Origin of the sequence: Nocardioides conyzicola (genome assembly GCF_039543825.1) — a bacterium.
GTDB classification, from domain to species: domain Bacteria; phylum Actinomycetota; class Actinomycetes; order Propionibacteriales; family Nocardioidaceae; genus Nocardioides; species Nocardioides conyzicola.
On the sequence record NZ_BAABKM010000005.1, the window covers coordinates 409,269 to 424,476 of the forward strand.

At 72.0% G+C, this 15,208-nt stretch carries 14 protein-coding genes; 7 read left to right on the plus strand and 7 right to left on the minus strand.

The features are described from left to right. Positions 1 to 1,068: a polyprenyl synthetase family protein gene (locus ABEA34_RS23650; RefSeq protein ID WP_345524220.1), complete on the plus strand. Its 1,068-nt coding sequence runs from the start codon at positions 1 to 3 to the stop codon at positions 1,066 to 1,068. Here ABEA34_RS23650 and ABEA34_RS23655 read toward each other — a convergent pair. The 4 genes from ABEA34_RS23655 to ABEA34_RS23670 all read right to left on the minus strand — a co-directional run bounded on the left by ABEA34_RS23655 (position 1,065) and on the right by ABEA34_RS23670 (position 5,464). Then, positions 1,065 to 1,709 carry a response regulator gene (locus ABEA34_RS23655; RefSeq protein WP_345524221.1) on the minus strand — a complete coding sequence of 215 codons (645 nt, stop codon included), beginning with the start codon at positions 1,707 to 1,709 and terminating at the stop codon, positions 1,065 to 1,067. The genes ABEA34_RS23650 and ABEA34_RS23655 overlap by 4 nt on opposite strands. Beyond that, a complete protein-coding gene (locus ABEA34_RS23660) occupies positions 1,706 to 2,875 on the minus strand; it encodes a sensor histidine kinase (RefSeq protein ID WP_345524223.1) in 1,170 nt (389 codons plus the stop codon). The genes ABEA34_RS23655 and ABEA34_RS23660 overlap by 4 nt, the downstream gene beginning before the upstream one ends. 3 nt (positions 2,876 to 2,878) lie before the next feature. Continuing rightward, entirely contained in the window at positions 2,879 to 4,999 is a 2,121-nt protein-coding gene (locus ABEA34_RS23665; protein ID WP_345524224.1) for an MMPL family transporter, read from the minus strand. A gap of 93 nt (positions 5,000 to 5,092) precedes the next feature. Next, entirely contained in the window at positions 5,093 to 5,464 is a 372-nt protein-coding gene (locus tag ABEA34_RS23670; RefSeq protein ID WP_345524226.1) for an Rv2175c family DNA-binding protein, read from the minus strand. 121 nt (positions 5,465 to 5,585) lie between these two features. Between ABEA34_RS23670 and pknB the strand changes: the two genes are divergently transcribed. The 6 genes from pknB (at position 5,586) to ABEA34_RS23700 (ending at position 12,305) form a co-directional block, all read left to right on the plus strand. Beyond that, the gene (gene pknB, locus ABEA34_RS23675) at positions 5,586 to 7,595 is read left to right on the plus strand and encodes a Stk1 family PASTA domain-containing Ser/Thr kinase (protein ID WP_345524227.1); all 2,010 of its coding nucleotides are present in this window, start codon (positions 5,586 to 5,588) and stop codon (positions 7,593 to 7,595) included. A 42-nt stretch (positions 7,596 to 7,637) separates the two neighbouring features. After that, positions 7,638 to 8,183 (plus strand): 2'-5' RNA ligase family protein, encoded by a 546-nt coding sequence (locus tag ABEA34_RS23680; RefSeq protein WP_345524228.1) that lies wholly within the window; start codon positions 7,638 to 7,640, stop codon positions 8,181 to 8,183. Positions 8,184 to 8,277: 94 nt separating this feature from the next. After that, positions 8,278 to 9,162 (plus strand): deoxyribonuclease IV, encoded by an 885-nt coding sequence (locus ABEA34_RS23685; protein ID WP_345524230.1) that lies wholly within the window; start codon positions 8,278 to 8,280, stop codon positions 9,160 to 9,162. Then, entirely contained in the window at positions 9,159 to 10,052 is an 894-nt protein-coding gene (locus ABEA34_RS23690; RefSeq protein ID WP_345524231.1) for a DMT family transporter, read from the plus strand. Before ABEA34_RS23685 ends, ABEA34_RS23690 begins: the two co-directional genes overlap by 4 nt. A 221-nt stretch (positions 10,053 to 10,273) precedes the next feature. Continuing rightward, positions 10,274 to 11,323, plus strand: a complete 1,050-nt coding sequence (gene aroF / locus ABEA34_RS23695; RefSeq protein ID WP_345524232.1) for a 3-deoxy-7-phosphoheptulonate synthase — start codon at positions 10,274 to 10,276, stop codon at positions 11,321 to 11,323. Positions 11,324 to 11,363: 40 nt separating this feature from the next. Then, on the plus strand, positions 11,364 to 12,305 hold the full coding sequence (locus ABEA34_RS23700; RefSeq protein ID WP_345524233.1) for an NADase-type glycan-binding domain-containing protein: 942 nt from the start codon (positions 11,364 to 11,366) through the stop codon (positions 12,303 to 12,305). Between the two features lie 7 nt (positions 12,306 to 12,312). On the opposite strand, the gene ABEA34_RS23705 is transcribed toward ABEA34_RS23700, so the two are convergent. From ABEA34_RS23705 to ABEA34_RS23715, 3 genes are all read right to left on the minus strand, one after another. Next, on the minus strand, positions 12,313 to 12,612 hold the full coding sequence (locus ABEA34_RS23705; RefSeq protein ID WP_345524234.1) for a hypothetical protein: 300 nt from the start codon (positions 12,610 to 12,612) through the stop codon (positions 12,313 to 12,315). Between the two features lie 9 nt (positions 12,613 to 12,621). Then, positions 12,622 to 13,614: a threonine aldolase family protein gene (locus ABEA34_RS23710; RefSeq protein ID WP_345524235.1), complete on the minus strand. Its 993-nt coding sequence runs from the start codon at positions 13,612 to 13,614 to the stop codon at positions 12,622 to 12,624. A gap of 189 nt (positions 13,615 to 13,803) precedes the next feature. Next, positions 13,804 to 15,144 (minus strand): class II 3-deoxy-7-phosphoheptulonate synthase, encoded by a 1,341-nt coding sequence (locus ABEA34_RS23715; RefSeq protein ID WP_345524236.1) that lies wholly within the window; start codon positions 15,142 to 15,144, stop codon positions 13,804 to 13,806. Positions 15,145 to 15,208: the final 64 nt, after the last annotated feature.

Sequence of the window (15,208 nt, forward strand, 5' to 3'; positions counted from 1 at the left end):
GTGACGGCGAACGGGTGGGACAGCGCCGGCTTCCGGGACCGCGTCCAGGTCGCGCTGGACGCCTTCCTCGACGACCAGGCCCGGCTGCTGGAGCCACTCGGCAGCGACGCCGCCCGGCTCGTCGCCGAGGCGCGTACGTCGGTCCGCGGTGGCAAGCGCTTCCGGGCCTCGTTCTGCTACTGGGGCCACCGCGCGGTCGCGCCGCCGGCCGACGAGGACTCCCTGGTCCGTGCCTGCGCCGCCCTCGAGCTGCTGCACGCCAGCGCGCTGGTCCACGACGACCTGATGGACGCCTCGGACACCCGCCGTGGTCGGCCGGCCACCCACCGCGCCTTCGAGCGCGAGCACCGGGCCGCCGGGTGGCGCGGCGACGAGGAGCAGTACGGCGCGGCCGCCGCGATCCTGCTCGGCGACCTGCTGCTGAGCTGGGCCGACGAGCTGCTGCGGCGCTGCGGCCTGCCGATCACCCAGGTCGCGCCGGCCCTCGAGGTCTTCGACCGCTGCCGATCGGAGGTCATCGCCGGGCAGTTCCTCGACGTCTCGGTGCAGGCCCGCGGGCGTGCCGACGTCGAGGCCGCGATGACCGTGCTGCGCTACAAGTCGGCGAAGTACTCCATCGAGCGCCCCCTCCACATCGGCGCCGCCCTCGCGGGTGCGCCGGCGGAGACGATGCGGGCGCTGTCGGAGTTCGGCCTGCCGCTGGGTGAGGCGTTCCAGCTCCGCGACGACCTGCTCGGCGTCTTCGGCGATCCCGCCACCACCGGCAAGCCCGCGGGCGACGACCTGATCGAGGGCAAGCGCACCGTGCTCGTCGCGCTCGCGCTCGACGCCGCCTCCCCGGGCGACGCCGCGCTCCTCGACCGGTCGCTCGGCACCGACCTCTCCCCCGACGACGTGGCCGAGCTGCGCCGGGTCATCGACTCCAGCGGTGCCCACGACCAGGTCGAGGCCGTCATCGACGAGCTCGCCACCCACGCCGTACGCGCCCTCGGCCGTGCAGATTTCGACGAGCACGCCACCGAGGTCCTCCGCGGGCTCGCGGCCTCGGCGACGCAGCGCGCGGTCTAGGCGAGCCCGGCTTCGTACGCCGCGATGACGAGGTGTACCCGGTCGCGGACACCCAGCTTCGCCAGGATCCGGGCCACGTGGGTCTTCGCGGTGAGCGGGCTGACGATCAGCTCGTCCGCGATCTCCTGGTTGCTCCGACCGGCAGCGACCAGGCGGAACACCTCGTGCTCGCGTGCCGTCAGGCTGGCCAGCCGTTCGGGTGCAGGCGCGTCGGGGCGACTCAGCGCACGCGTGATGACCGCCCTGGTCGCGCCGGGCGAGAGCAGCGCCTCCCCCGCCGCGACGGTGCGGATGGCGTCGAGCAGCGCATCCGGACGGGTGTCCTTGGGCAGGAATCCACATGCCCCCGCGCGAAGGCCGCGCAGGACATTGGTGTCCGTCTCGAACGTGGTCAGGATCAGCACCTTGCTGCCGCTCGATCCATCGTGAGCGGAGATCTGCCGAGTCGCCTCGATGCCGTCGGTGCCGGGCATCCTGATGTCCATCAGCACGACGTCGGGATGCAGGTCCCGGGTCATCGTCACCGCTTCGTCGCCGGTGCCGGCCTCTCCGACGGCCTGCATGTCGTCAGCTGAGTCGACCAGCAGCGCGAACGCGCCGCGCACCAGGGTCTGGTCGTCGGCCAGGAGGACGCGGATCACGACGGCACCCGCCAGATCTCCGGCAGGGGCAGGCTCGCCCGCACCTCGAACCCGCCGGACTCCCCGGGGCCGGCGGACAGCTCGCCGCCGACGGCCTGCGCCCGCCCGGTCATCCCGACGATCCCGAAGCCGGCCGACGCCACCGACGAGCTCGGTCGCGCGGGACCGTGGTCGACGACGGCGATCCGCAGGCGGCGGCCGTCCTGGCCGAGGCTGACGGTCGCGTTCGTGGCCGTCGAGTGTCGGATGACATTGGTGAGCGACTCCTGGATGATCCGGTAGGCCACGACCGACACCGTCGACGGCAGCTCGTCCGACGGCCCGTCAGCCTCCACGTCGACCTGCACTCCGGCCGCCTCGGCCATCTCCACCAGACGCTGCAGCTCGCCGAGGTGGGGCGCCGGCTCGGTCGGCTCGGCCTCGCCACCGTGCAGCACGTCCAGCACGGCACGCAGCTCGTGAAGCGTGGCCCGGCTCGTGTCCGACAGGCTGTGCAGCGTGGTCGACAGCTCCCGCAGCGACGCATCCTCGCGCGTCGGCAGCTGGTCGATCAGGTGCGCGGCGACGGACGCCTGGACGTTCGCGACCGCGAGGCCGTGCGCCAGGACGTCGTGCACCTCGGCAGCGATCAGCACCCGCTCCTCGGCGACCCGCCGCTCGACCTCGTCGGCCCGCTCCTGCTCGAGCCGCGCGGCAACGACGTCCTTCCAGTTCTGGTGGAAGCGGACCGCCAGCCCGGCACAGAAGGCCATGGCCAGCCAGCCGACGCCGAGGACAGCATCACCAGGCTCCCCCGAAGCGGCCACGACCTGCACGGTCACGGCGGCCACCGCCACCAGCGCGGCGACGGCTCGCCGCGGCGGCTCGCCGTAGCGCGCCGCCGCGAACCCCGCCACCAGCGAGGCCGGCATCGTGGCCTCATGGGGATAGTCGAGCAGGTGGTACGGCGTTGCCACCACGAGGACCGCGAGGACGACGGGGATCGGCCAGCGCCGGCGGACCAGCAACGGCGCTGACATCGCGGCCAGGAGCATGAACGCCCCCAGGTCCAGACCTCGCTCCCCCTCGACGTCGACCGCCTCGAGCGTGAGCGCGACGACGACGCCGAGCACGAACGACCCCGCCGCCAGCAGCCGATCGGCCACCGGCGGACGGAGCGCCGTCATCGTTCACACAGCGTCATCGACACAGTCCTCACTCGCCCGTGAGAGCTTGCTGGGCCACCAGATCCGCGAGCCCAGCGACATCGTCAGTGCGGGAACCACGATGGACCGCACCAGCAAGGTGTCGATGAGCACGCCGACGGCGACCAGTATCCCCATTTGGATCAGCATGACGAGCGGCAGCGTGGCGAGCACCGCGAACGTCGCCGCCAGCACGACACCGGCCGAGGTGATCACGCCGCCGGTCACCGCGAGCCCACGCTTCGTACCCTCGACGGTGCCGTGCCGTGCGGCTTCCTCACGGACCCGGGTCATCAGGAAGATGTTGTAGTCGACACCGAGGGCGACCAGGAAGAGGAACCCGATCAGGGGCACCGACGACTCCCAGCCGGCGAAGCCGAGCACGTGGTCGAACAACAGGTTGCACAGTCCGAGTGCTCCGAAGAACGACACCACCACGGTGGCGACCAGGACCAGCGGAGCGACGATCGCCCTCAGCAGCAGCCCGAGGATGACGAGCACCACCAGCAGGACCAGCGGCATCACCAGGTTGCGGTCGCTCGTGTTGGTCTCGTCCGTGTCCAGCAGCTCGGCGCTCGGTCCGCCGACGAGTGCGTCCTCGCCGGCGACCTCGTCCAGGTGTGTCCGCAGCCGCTTGATCGTGGCCGTCTCACGCGCACTCTCCGGCGAGTCGACGGGGATCGCCGAGATCTCCACCCAGTCGTCACTCGCCCGGCGGATCTCGGCGCTGGCGACCCCCGGCGTGCTCCGCACGGCGGCCAGGACCTCGTCGCGCCGGTCCGGTCGGCTCATCACCCTGACCGGCTGACCGCCTTGGTCGGGGAAGCGCTCGTCGATCGTCTTCGCCCCGATCACCGAGTCCGGCGTCGCACGGGCGAACTGGTCCAGCTGCGGGAGAGAGCCGCTGGCACCCACAAGGCCGAACGCGAGACCGCCGAGGACCACCAACGGCACCACCCAGCTGACGATGCGGCGGCGATCGATCGCCTCGCCGAGGCGAGCCCACCGGGATGACGCTGCGTGCGCCTCGGCCCCGAGCCGCGGCACGAACGGCCAGAAGACCCGGCGCCCGAGCACGACCAGCATAGCCGGGAAGAACGTCAGCATCACCAATAGCGCCGAGCCGATGCCCGCTGCCCCCACGGGGCCGAGACCGCTGGTGCTGTTGAGATCCGCGACCAGGAGGCACAGCAGACCGGCGACCACCGTTGCCGCCGAGGCGAGGATGGCCGGGCCGGCCCCTCGTAGCGCCGCCAGCATCGCGTCGATGGGCCGCTCGTGGTGGTGCAGCTCCTCGCGGTAGCGAGACACGAGGAGCAAGGCGTAGTCGGTGCCCGCGCCGAAGACCAGGACGATCAGCAGCGCCGAGCTCATGCTGGTGATGGTGAAGTCGAAGACCTGGGTGAGGACGTAGACGGCACCCATCGACAGCACCGCCGCGACCCCGACCGCCGTGAGCGGGACCAGCCACAACAGTGGACTGCGGTAGGTCAGGATCAGCAGGACCGCCACCACGACGGCCGTGGCCAGCAGCAGCTTTGCGTCGACGCTGTCGAAGACCTCGTCCATGTCGGCCCCGATCGCTGACGGACCGGTGACATAGGCGTCCAGACCGTCCGGTCGGTCGGCGAGCAGGTCCCGTGCATCGGCCACCGAGACGGCCTCGGCCTCGTCGTCGACCCACTCGCGGTCGAGCGGCAGCCCGAACATCAGGGCCGTGCCGTCGTCGGAGTCGACGATCTGCGGAGGTGCGTCGGTGTCGATGCCGAATCGCTCCGCCAGCGCGGTGTAGCCGCGTGCGGCCGCCTCTCGATCACCCGGTTGGAGGCCGCCGGCGCGTTCGTACACGACCACGAGCAGGCCGTCCTCCCCGCCGGGCAGACCGGCCGTGGCCTGAAGCACCTTGGTCGACTGAGCGCTGGCCGGCAGGTAGTCGGCCTGGTTGTCGCGCGTCACCGAGTCGAGCCGGCCGGCCAGGGAGAAGCTGCCCACCGCCAGCCCGATCCACACAGCCAGCACGAGCCACGGCAGCACGGTCTTCGTCCGTGATCTCTTCGGTCTCGGGTCCGCACCGGAGTGGTCCGGCGCCAGCAGCTCAGAAGTCATGGCGATCACGCTCCCAAGCCAGCAGGGCCTGGCGCGTCCGGCCACAGCAGACACTTCGTCGTACTCCAAGCGGAGTACGACGAGCCGGGTGAGCTACAGCGAGATGGCCTGCGCGCGCCGCTTGACCTCGGAGCCGCGGTTCTCGCGCAGCGCGTCGATCGGGCGCCCGGGGTAGTCGTCGTCGGTGAAGATCCAGGCGATGCACTCGCGGTCGTCGTAGCGACCGTCGTGGAGAATGGTCAGCAGGCCGGGCAGCCCCTTGACGACGAGGCCGTCCTGGATGAAGTCGGCCGGGACCTGCTGACCGGCGCCCGGCGACGGGACCGCCGCGGCGAGCTCGTGGTCGCGGATCATCGTGCGCACCTTGCCGACCGTCACGCCGAGGGCCTCGGCGGTGGCGGCCCAGTCCAGCCACTCGGGCACCAGGGCGGCGAGGTCGGCTTCGGCGAGTCGCGAAATGTCCATGGGTCCAGTGTTCCACCCGAGGCCTCGCCACGCCGCACCGACGTCAAGCGGGCCAGCGGCGTGCGCCGTCCGTACGATTGAGGTCCCGGATCCTTCCCCGTCCGGTCACAGGAGGGTCGCTGTGCAGCACGACGAGCACGGAGATCGGCACGCCCGCGCCGGCGGTGCCGACGCTGTCGCCGACCCCATGACCGGCCGGGTCCTCGAGCGTCGCTACCGGATCGGGCCGCGTATCGCCCGCGGCGGCATGGCCAGTGTCTACGAGGCCACCGACCTCCGCCTCGACCGCACCGTGGCCGTGAAGGTGATGCACCCCGGACTGGGCGACGACAACGAGTTCGCCGAGCGGTTCGTGCGCGAGGCGCGGTCGGCGGCCCGTCTCTCCCACCCCAACGTGGTCGCGGTCTACGACCAGGGGGACGACGACGGCATCGTCTTCCTGGCGATGGAGCTGATCCCAGGCCACACCCTGCGCGACGTGGTCCGCAAGGAGGCCCCGATGTCGCCCGCGCGGGCGCTGGCCCTGATGGAGCCGGTCCTCTCCGCGCTCGCCGCCGCCCACCGCGCCGGGCTCGTGCACCGCGACATCAAGCCCGAGAACGTCCTCATCGCCGACGACGGCCGGGTCAAGGTCGCGGACTTCGGGCTCGCCAAGGCGATCAGCACCGACACCCAGCACACCGCGACCGGCGGCGTGCTCATCGGCACCGTCTCCTACCTGGCCCCCGAGCTCGTCGTCAGCGGCCGCGCCGACGCCCGTGCCGACGTGTACGCCGCGGGCGTGGTCCTCTACGAGCTCCTCACCGGCGCCAAGCCGCACGAGGGCGAGACCCCGATCCAGGTCGCCTACAAGCACGTCCACGAGGACGTGCCGCCGCCGTCGCGGCTCGAGCCCGGCATCCCGGCGTACGTCGACGCACTGGTCGCCCGCGCGACGGCGCGCGACCGCGAGCTGCGGCCCGCCGACGCCGCCGTGCTGCTGCACCAGGTGCACCGGGTCAGCCACGCGCTCGCCGAGGGCGTGCTCGACGACGCCGACCTGACCGCCGACCTGACGCCGCTGCGCCTGCAGGTCGAGGCCGTCGAGGCACCGTCGCCCGACGACACGGCTCCCGAGCCGTTCGACCACGTCGAGCTCGCCGCGATGACCGCGCCGATCCGCACGATGGACCGGCCCCCGCCCGACCGTCCCCGCCCGGCCCGGCCGGCGCCGCCGACGGACCAGCCGCCCGTGGGCCGCCGCTCGCGCAAGGGCCTCGTGCTGCTGCTCGTCGCCCTGCTGCTCATCGTCGGCGGGGGCGTCGGCGCCTGGTGGTTCCTCGACGGCCGCTACACCTCCACCCCCGGCGTGCTCGGGATGACCCAGAAGTCGGCCGAGCGCCAGCTCGACGCCGCCGGCCTCGACACCGAGGTCGGCGACCCGGCGTACTCCGAGACCGTCGCCGCGGGTCGCGTCGTCAGCACCGACCCCGAGCCGGGCTCGAAGGTGCTCACCGGGGGCACGGTCACGATCGTCCTGTCGCTGGGCAAGGAGCGGTACGACGTACCGAAGCTCAAGGGCCTGACCGAGGACGAGGCGCAGGACGCGCTCACCGCGACCCACCTCGGCTTCGGCTCCACCACCGAGAAGTGGTCGGACACCGTCGCCGCCGGCATCGTGCTGTCCAGCTCGCCCAAGGTCGGCACCACCCTGCGACCCGACTCCCCCGTCGACCTCGTCGTCAGCAAGGGACCGCAGCCGGTCAAGCTCCAGGACTGGGTCGGCAAGGACGCGGACGACGCGCTGGCCTGGTTCAAGGCCAAGGGGCTCAAGGGCAAGGTCACCAAGGAGGAGTACTCCGACGACGTGGCTGACGGCGACGTCATCTCGATGGACCCGCCCGGTGGCACCACCGTGCACCGCGGCGACGCGGTGTCGATGGTGGTCTCGAAGGGACCCGAGCTGGTCGAGGTACCGTCCGTCCGCGGCGAGGGTGTCGAGGCCGCGACCCAGAAGCTCGAGGGCCTCGGCTTCAAGGTCGTCACGCAGAACGCCTCGGGGTCGCTCGGCCTCGGGTTCGTGTGGTCCCAGAGCCCCGGCGGCGGCGACATGGTGGCCCCCGGCTCGACCATCACCCTCTCGCTGATCTGAGGCAGGCCCGGAGAAGCCGTGCACGAGCCCACCCAGACAGCGGTGATCATCCCGGTCGGTGCGGCTGAGGCAGCGGTTTCCAAGCACCGGATCCGCCTCGACCTCGCCGCGAGCTGGGGAGTGCCCGCCCACGTCACCGTGGTGTTCCCCTTCCTTCCTCCGTCGGAGGTGGACCACGACGTCGTGAGCCGTCTGGCCGGAGTGTTCGCAGCAGCGTCCACCTTCGTCTGCTCGTTCGAGACGTGTGAGTGGTTCGGCGACGACGTGCTGTGGCTGGCGCCGGATCGCGATCAGCAGTTCCGCGACCTCACTGTCCGTGTTGTCTCGGAGTTCCCGGACTATCCGCCGTACGGCGGCCAGTTCGATGACGTGGTCCCGCACCTGACCGTGGGTGAGTCGCAGTACGGCACCGTTGCCGAGCTCAGGGCTGCTGCCGCCGACGTCAGCAGCCAGCTTCCGATCGCAGCACGCATCGACCACGCCCTGCTCGTCGCGGGCACGGACCGGCCGGGAACGTGGCACACCCTGGCCCGACTGCCGCTCGGCGCCGCCAGCCGGGCGTCCGTGGTCCGATCGGACTGTGGTTGATCCGACGCACCCAGTGCATCGGATCAACCACACTCCCGACGAGGAGGCTCGACCCGCCGCGTGGCCCCGGGCAGGTCGAGGATATTTTGCAGCTGTGTCCGATCCCGCTGCTCGCAACCCGATCGGAACCCATGTCCTGGTCGGCAAGGGGCTCGTCGACGGGGCGGTGGCGAACGCCGACGACGCCGGCTGCGAGACCTTCCAGATCTTCGTGGGCAACCCGCGCGGCTGGGCGCTGAGCGCCGGGAAGCCCGCCGAGGACGCCCGCTTCCGCGACCTCATGGCCGAGCGCGGCACGCGGGTCTTCATCCACTCGCCCTACCTCGTCAACCTCGGCTCGCCGACCCCGGCGACGTACGAGCGGTCGGTCGCCTCGGTCGCCCACAACCTGAAGCGGGCCGCCGAGATCGGGGCCGAGGGCGTGGTCGTGCACACCGGCTCGTACGTCTTGCCTGGAAATGGGCCGAGCGCTGACGACTCGCAGGCGATGCGGCAGGTGCGCGAGGGACTGCTGCCGATCCTGGACGCGATCGCCGACGACGCCGCCCCGTGGCTGCTCCTCGAGCCCACCGCCGGTCAGGGCCGGTCGCTGTGCGCCGGCGTCGAGGACCTCGCGCCGTACCTCGCCGCCCTCGACCACCACCCCAAGGCCGGGATCTGCCTCGACACCTGCCACGTGTTCGCGGCCGGCGCGCCGCTCGACGAGCCCGGCGGCGCGACCGCGACGGTCGACCGCATCGTCGAGATCGGCGGGCCGGGACGGCTGCGGCTGATCCACGCCAACGACTCGATGGACGTCCGTGGGGCGTTCAAGGACCGGCACCAGAAGATCGGTGACGGCTACATCGGCACGGAGGCGTTCGCCGAGCTCTTCGCCCACCCGGCCACCGACGGAGTGCCCTTCATCCTCGAGACACCCGGCTCCCGCGGCGCCGACGACCCGGACATCCCGCTGCTCAAGAAGCTCCGCGCGCAGTGACCGCGTCGCGCCGTACCTCTCTGCTCGCGACCGCCGCCCTCCTCAGCGTCACCGCCTGCTGGGGCAGCACCTTCTTCCTGATCCACGACCTGGTCGAGCGGGTGCCGCCCGTCGACTTCCTGGCGCTGCGGTTCTCGATCGCCGCCGTCCTGCTGCTCCTCGTCGCACCGAAGGCGCTGCTGCGCCTCTCCCCCGCGGCACGCCGGCGGGCGCTCGTGCTCGGCGCTCTGTACGGCGTCGCGCAGATCATGCAGACGGTCGGCCTGGCCCACACCCCGGCCAGCGTGTCCGGCTTCATCACCGGGATGTACGTCGTGGCCACGCCACTCCTCGCCGCCGTGCTGCTGCGCAACCGGATCACCCGGCTGACGTGGGCGGCCGTGCTGCTGGCCTTCGCGGGCCTGGCCGTGCTGACGCTCGACGGGTTCTCGATCGGGTACGGCGAGGCGCTCACGTTCGTGGCCGCGCTGCTCTACGCGCTGCACATCGTCGGGCTCGGCGCCTGGTCCCAGCCCGGCGACGCGGTCGGGATGTCGATCCTGCAGATCATCGTGGTCGCCGTGATCTGCCTGGTCGCCAGCGCGCCGCACGGCATCGTGCTGCCCGACAACGGCCGGGACTGGGCCTCGGTCGTCTACATGGCGGTCTTCCCGGCCGCGCTCGCGCTGCTGGCGCAGACGTGGGCGCAGGCGCACCTGCCGGCGACGCGGACCGCGATCGTGATGAGCATGGAGCCGGTGTTCGCGGCGCTCTTCGCGGTCTGGTTCGGCGGCGAGTCGATGACGGTGCGCATGGTGTCGGGCGGCCTGATGGTCCTCGCCGCCATGCTCATCGTCGAGATCGGCCCGCGTCGCAAGATCGAGGCCGAGGTCCCGCACATCGCGGTGTGACGCATCCGCATCGCGGGCGGATGCGGGGTGCCACCGCCGGGGCGCGTATGCTCGCCACGTGGCACTCACCTATTCGTTTGGACACCTGCCGGGAGCACCCGTGCAGGCCGTCGTCGTCTAGGCAGCCTCCACACCGTCCAACGCCCCCGGTCACTCCGCGGGGCGTTCTGCATGTCTGGGCCCCTCGGCGTGGCCGACTCTGCACCGAAAGAGGAACCATCATGGTCGTCGTCATGTCCCCCGAGGCCACCGAGGAGGACGTCGCCCGCGTCGTCGCCCGCGTCGAGGCCGTCGGCGGGGAGGCCTTCGTGAGCAAGGGGGTCGTCCGCACCATCATCGGTCTGGTCGGCGACCTCGACTCCTTCCACCACCTCAACCTGCGCGCGATGCACGGCGTCGCCGACGTGCACCGCATCTCGGACCCATACAAGCTCGTCAGCCGCCAGCACCACAAGGACCGGTCGACGGTCTGGGTCGGTCGTCCCGGCCACCAGGTGCCGATCGGCCCCGACACGGTGACCTTCATCGCCGGCCCGTGCGCCGTCGAGTCCGCGCAGCAGACCCTCGAGGCCGCGCAGATGGCCAAGTCGGCCGGCGCGACCATCCTGCGCGGCGGCGCCTACAAGCCGCGCACCTCGCCGTACGCCTTCCAGGGCCTCGGCGTCGCCGGGCTGGAGATCCTCGCCGACGTGCGGGAGGCCACCGGCCTGCCGGTCGTCACCGAGGTCGTCGACGCGCGCGACGTCACCGTGGTGGCGGAGTACGCCGACATGCTGCAGATCGGCACCCGCAACATGGCCAACTTCGGGCTGCTGCAGGCGGCCGGCGAGTCCGGCAAGCCGGTGCTGCTCAAGCGCGGCATGACCGCGACCATCGAGGAGTGGCTGATGGCGGCGGAGTACATCGCCCAGCGCGGCAACCTCGACATCGTGCTGTGCGAGCGCGGGATCCGGACCTTCGAGCCCGCGACCCGCAACACCCTCGACATCTCCGCGGTGCCGGTCGTCCAGGCGACCAGTCACCTGCCGATCATCGTCGACCCCTCGCACGCGGCCGGTCTCAAGGAGCTCGTGGTGCCGCTGTCGCGGGCCGCGATCGCGGTCGGCGCCGACGGCGTGATCGTCGACGTCCACCCCAACCCGGAGGCCGCGCTCTGCGACGGCCCGCAGGCACTGGAGGGACCGGAGCTGCGCGAGCTGGCGCAGGCGATGCGGCTCTTCCCGAAGCTGCTCGGCCGGGAAGCGGCTCGGGCGCCGGAGCCCGCCGTCTGAGGCATGCCCTAATCTGTCGCCCGGAACCGGAGGTAGACGGATGACGGACTGCGCCCAGTGCGGCCACGAGCTCGGCGTCGGCCGCTACTGCACCAACTGCGGTCACCCGGTCGACGCCCCCGCCGACACCGCCGTCGCGCCCGCTGCACCGGACGAGTGGCGCACCGACACCGCCGAACGCCCCACCTCGCCGGCGGCAGCGCCGCCGCCACCGGCAGCACCACCGGCACCGCCCCCCGCCTGGACGCCACCGCCGGCACCCCGGTTCCCGTTGTTCGCCGACGAGGTGGACGAGCCCGACCGGCCCGTCGCGCCGTCGACGCACCGCCGCCGCTCGCGGCTGGGCGCCGGCTGGGCGGCGTTGCTGGTCGTGCTGGCGATGGCCGTCGCGCTCAGCGCCTGGCTGCTGCTGACCGCCGACGACGACGAGCCGATCGGGGCGTCGGACCCGACGAGCAGTGCGCCCGCCACCAGCGAGAAGCCGGACCCCACCCCGGACAAGCCGTCGTCCGCAGCGCCCACCGGGCTCACCGCCGAGAGCCAGGTGACGGTCCCCGAGGTGGCCGCCCCGGGCAAGGACGTCTCCGGCAAGCCGGTCGACTACGAGGGCACCAACATGCTGGACGGCGTGCCGGAGACCTGCTGGCGGATGCCTGGCGACGGCACCGGCGAGGAGATCGTGGTGACGCTGCCGACGGAGACGCGGCTGCGCTCGGTGGGCCTGATCAACGGCTACGCCAAGAAGGGCGGCGACGTCGACTGGTACCACGGCAACCGGCGCATCGAGCAGGTCGAGTGGGTCTTCGACGACGGGACGACGGTCCCGCAGACGCTCGGCGACACGCCCGCGGTGCAGTCGCTGGACGTCGACGTCACGACCACCACGATCACGCTGCGCCTGGTCAAGGTCACCGCGCCGGGCACGGGATCCTCGCGGCGCGACTTCACCGCGATCAGCGACCTGGTGTTCGTGCCCCGCTGACGCGGCGTCAGCAGCCGAGGTCGTCGCGCAGCTTCTTCTGCTGCTTGTCGTAGCTGTCGTCCCCGGAGCTCTCGGTGTCGTCGTAGAACGCGCAGTAGATCGTCTTCGTCTGGCCCCGGTCCTGGTGCGTCTCCCAGGCGCCGACCCCGCTGAAGACCGCCGTCGCCACGGCCGCGACCGCGATCACCTGCAGGAGCAGACGCTTGGACCGTTCCGGGTCCTGCGGCCTCGCCGCCTTCGGCGGCCTGGGCGGCTTCGCCGACCCGATGCTGTCCTCGACCGACATTCCGTCCCGAGCGTCTTCCATGACTGGAGGCTAGAGCCCCCCGAGCACCGTGGCCGCCTTTTCCGCGTCGGCGCGCGTGATGTCGAGGTGCGTGACCAGGCGGACGGCCGTCGGGCCCACCAGCGACACGATGACGCCCTGCTCGCGGGCGGCGACGACGTACGCCGCGGCGTCCGAGCGCTGGACGACCACGATGTTGGTGTCCACCCCCGCCGGGTCGACGCCGCAGGCCTCGGCGATCAGCCGGGCGTGGGCGTGGTCGTCGGCCAGCCGCTCGACGTGGTGGTCCAGCGCGTGCAGCCCGGCGGCGGCCAGGATGCCGGCCTGCCGCATGCCGCCCCCCATCCGCTTGCGCCAGATCCGGGACTCGGCGATCGCGTCGGCCGAGCCGACCATCAGCGAGCCGACGGGGGCGCCCAGGCCCTTGGACAGGCAGACCGCCAGCACGTCGGCGACCGCGCCGTACTCCGCGAGCGGGGTCCCGGTGGCGACGTGCGCGTTCCAGATCCGGGCGCCGTCCATGTGCACGGCGACACCGACGCCCGTGGCGTACTCGCGCAGGTCCCGCAGGTCCTCGATCGGCAGCACCGCGCCGCCGGCGAAGTTGTGGGTGTTCTCGACGGCGATCGCGGCTGTCTGCACGAAGAACGGGCCCATGTCGGGGGCGAGGATCGTCCGGATGGTCGTCAGGTCGACCTGCCCGCGCGGGTGGATCCAGGTGCGCATCGTGACGCCGGAGTAGGCACCGTGGGCGCCGAGCTCGGCTCGCGCGATGTGGGCGCTGGCCTCGCAGAGCACCTCCTGACCGGGTGCGACGAGCGAGCGGACGGCGAGCACGTTGGCCATCGAGCCGGTCGGCGTGAACATCGCCGCCTCGTGGCCGAACAGCCCCGCCACCCGCTCCTCGAGCAGCGTGACGGTCGGGTCCTCGCCGTACACGTCGTCGCCCACCTCGGCGCGGGCCATCGCGGTCCGCATCGCCTCGGTCGGCTTGGTCAGGGTGTCGCTGCGCAGGTCGATCACGTGGTCTTGACTACCACGACGGGCGACCAGACCGACGTGGCGGACCCCCGACGGTGCGCCCCGCGTCGACCCGTGGCAGCCGACCTTGGACGATGGAGCTCACGCTTGGACGACAAAGCTTCATCGTCCGAGCGGGAGTTTCATCGGCCGGCCGATGAAACTCCCCCGGAAGCCGCCCCTGCCGGGCCGCTAGGCCTTCCGCAGCATCCCGGCCACGAGGAACGCGAGCTCGAGCGACTGCACCCGGTTGAGGCGCGGGTCGCAGACCGACTCGTAGCGGTTGGCGAGGTCGAGGTCGGTGAGCTCCTCGCCGCCGCCGACACACTCGGTGACGTCGTCGCCGGTGAGCTCGACGTGCAGGCCACCGGGCCAGGTGCCGAGCGAGCGGTGCACGTCGAAGAAGCCCTGGACCTCCTCGATCACGTCGTCGAAGCGGCGCGTCTTGTAGCCCGAGCTCGCCTCGAACGTGTTGCCGTGCATCGGGTCGCAGATCCACGCGACCTGGACGCCCTCGGCGGTGACCTTCTCGATCAGCGGCGGCAGGCCGTCGCGGATCTTGCCGGCGCCGAAGCGGGTGATGAACGTCAGCCGGCCGGCCTCGTTCTCGGGGTTGAGCCGAGCGGCGAGCGCGAGGGCGTCGTCCGGGCTCGTCGACGGGCCGAGCTTCACGCCGATCGGGTTCTTGACGTGGCGGAGCAGCTCGACGTGCGCGCCGTCGAGCTGACGGGTGCGCTCGCCGATCCACAGGAAGTGCCCGGAGACGTCGTACGGCTGGTCGGTGCGGCTGTCGATGCGCGTCATCGCGTGCTCGTACTCGAGCACCAGCGCCTCGTGGCTCGAGTGGAAGTCGACCCGGTGGAACTCGTCGGGGTCGGCGCCGATCGCCTTCATGAACGTCAGGGCGCGCTCGATCTCGGAGGCCATCACCTCGTACTGCTGGCCGACCGCGGACTCACGGACGAAGTCGGTGTTCCAGGTGTGCACCTGGCGCAGGTCGGCGTACCCGCCGGTGACGAAGGCGCGGACCAGGTTGAGCGTGGCCGCGGACGAGTTGTAGACGTCGACCAGGCGCTGCGGGTCGGGGACGCGGGACTCGGGCGTGAAGTCGTAGCCGTTGACGGCGTCGCCGCGGTACGCCGGCAGCGTGACGCCGTCGCGGGTCTCGAGGTCGGACGAGCGGGGCTTGGCGTACTGGCCGGCGATCCGGCCGACCTTGACGACCGGCACCGACGCGGCGTACGTCAGCACGACGGCCATCTGCAGCAGCACGCGGAGCTTGTTGCGGACGTTGTCGGCGGTGACGCCCTCGAAGGTCTCGGCGCAGTCGCCGCCCTGGAGCAGGAAGGCCTCACCGCGGGCCACGGCCGCGATCTTGGTCTTGAGGTCGTCGCACTCCCCTGCGAACACCGGCGGCGGGACCGACCGGAGCTTGGCGACGACGGCGTCCACCGCGGACCGGTCGGGGTAGGCCGGCTGCTGCGCCGGGTGGAGGGCGTGCAGTGCGGCGAGGTCGGGGACGGTGCTGCTCACCCCGCAAGCGTACGGCGCGGGGCGTCCTCGACCGACTCGGCGGGTGGGCGCGAGACGCGGTGAA

Bases quoted from the DNA above. Each gene is read 5' to 3' on its own strand.
- ABEA34_RS23660 (WP_345524223.1), bottom strand. From the start codon at position 2,875: ATGACGGCGCTCCGTCCGCCGGTGGCCGATCGGCTGCTGGCGGCGGGG.
- ABEA34_RS23670 (WP_345524226.1), bottom strand. From the start codon at position 5,464: ATGGACATTTCGCGACTCGCCGAAGCCGACCTCGCCGCCCTGGTGCCC.
- ABEA34_RS23700 (WP_345524233.1), top strand. From the start codon at position 11,364: ATGACGGACTGCGCCCAGTGCGGCCACGAGCTCGGCGTCGGCCGCTAC.
- ABEA34_RS23705 (WP_345524234.1), bottom strand. From the start codon at position 12,612: ATGGAAGACGCTCGGGACGGAATGTCGGTCGAGGACAGCATCGGGTCG.
- aroF (WP_345524232.1), top strand. From the start codon at position 10,274: ATGGTCGTCGTCATGTCCCCCGAGGCCACCGAGGAGGACGTCGCCCGC.
- ABEA34_RS23665 (WP_345524224.1), bottom strand. From the start codon at position 4,999: ATGACTTCTGAGCTGCTGGCGCCGGACCACTCCGGTGCGGACCCGAGA.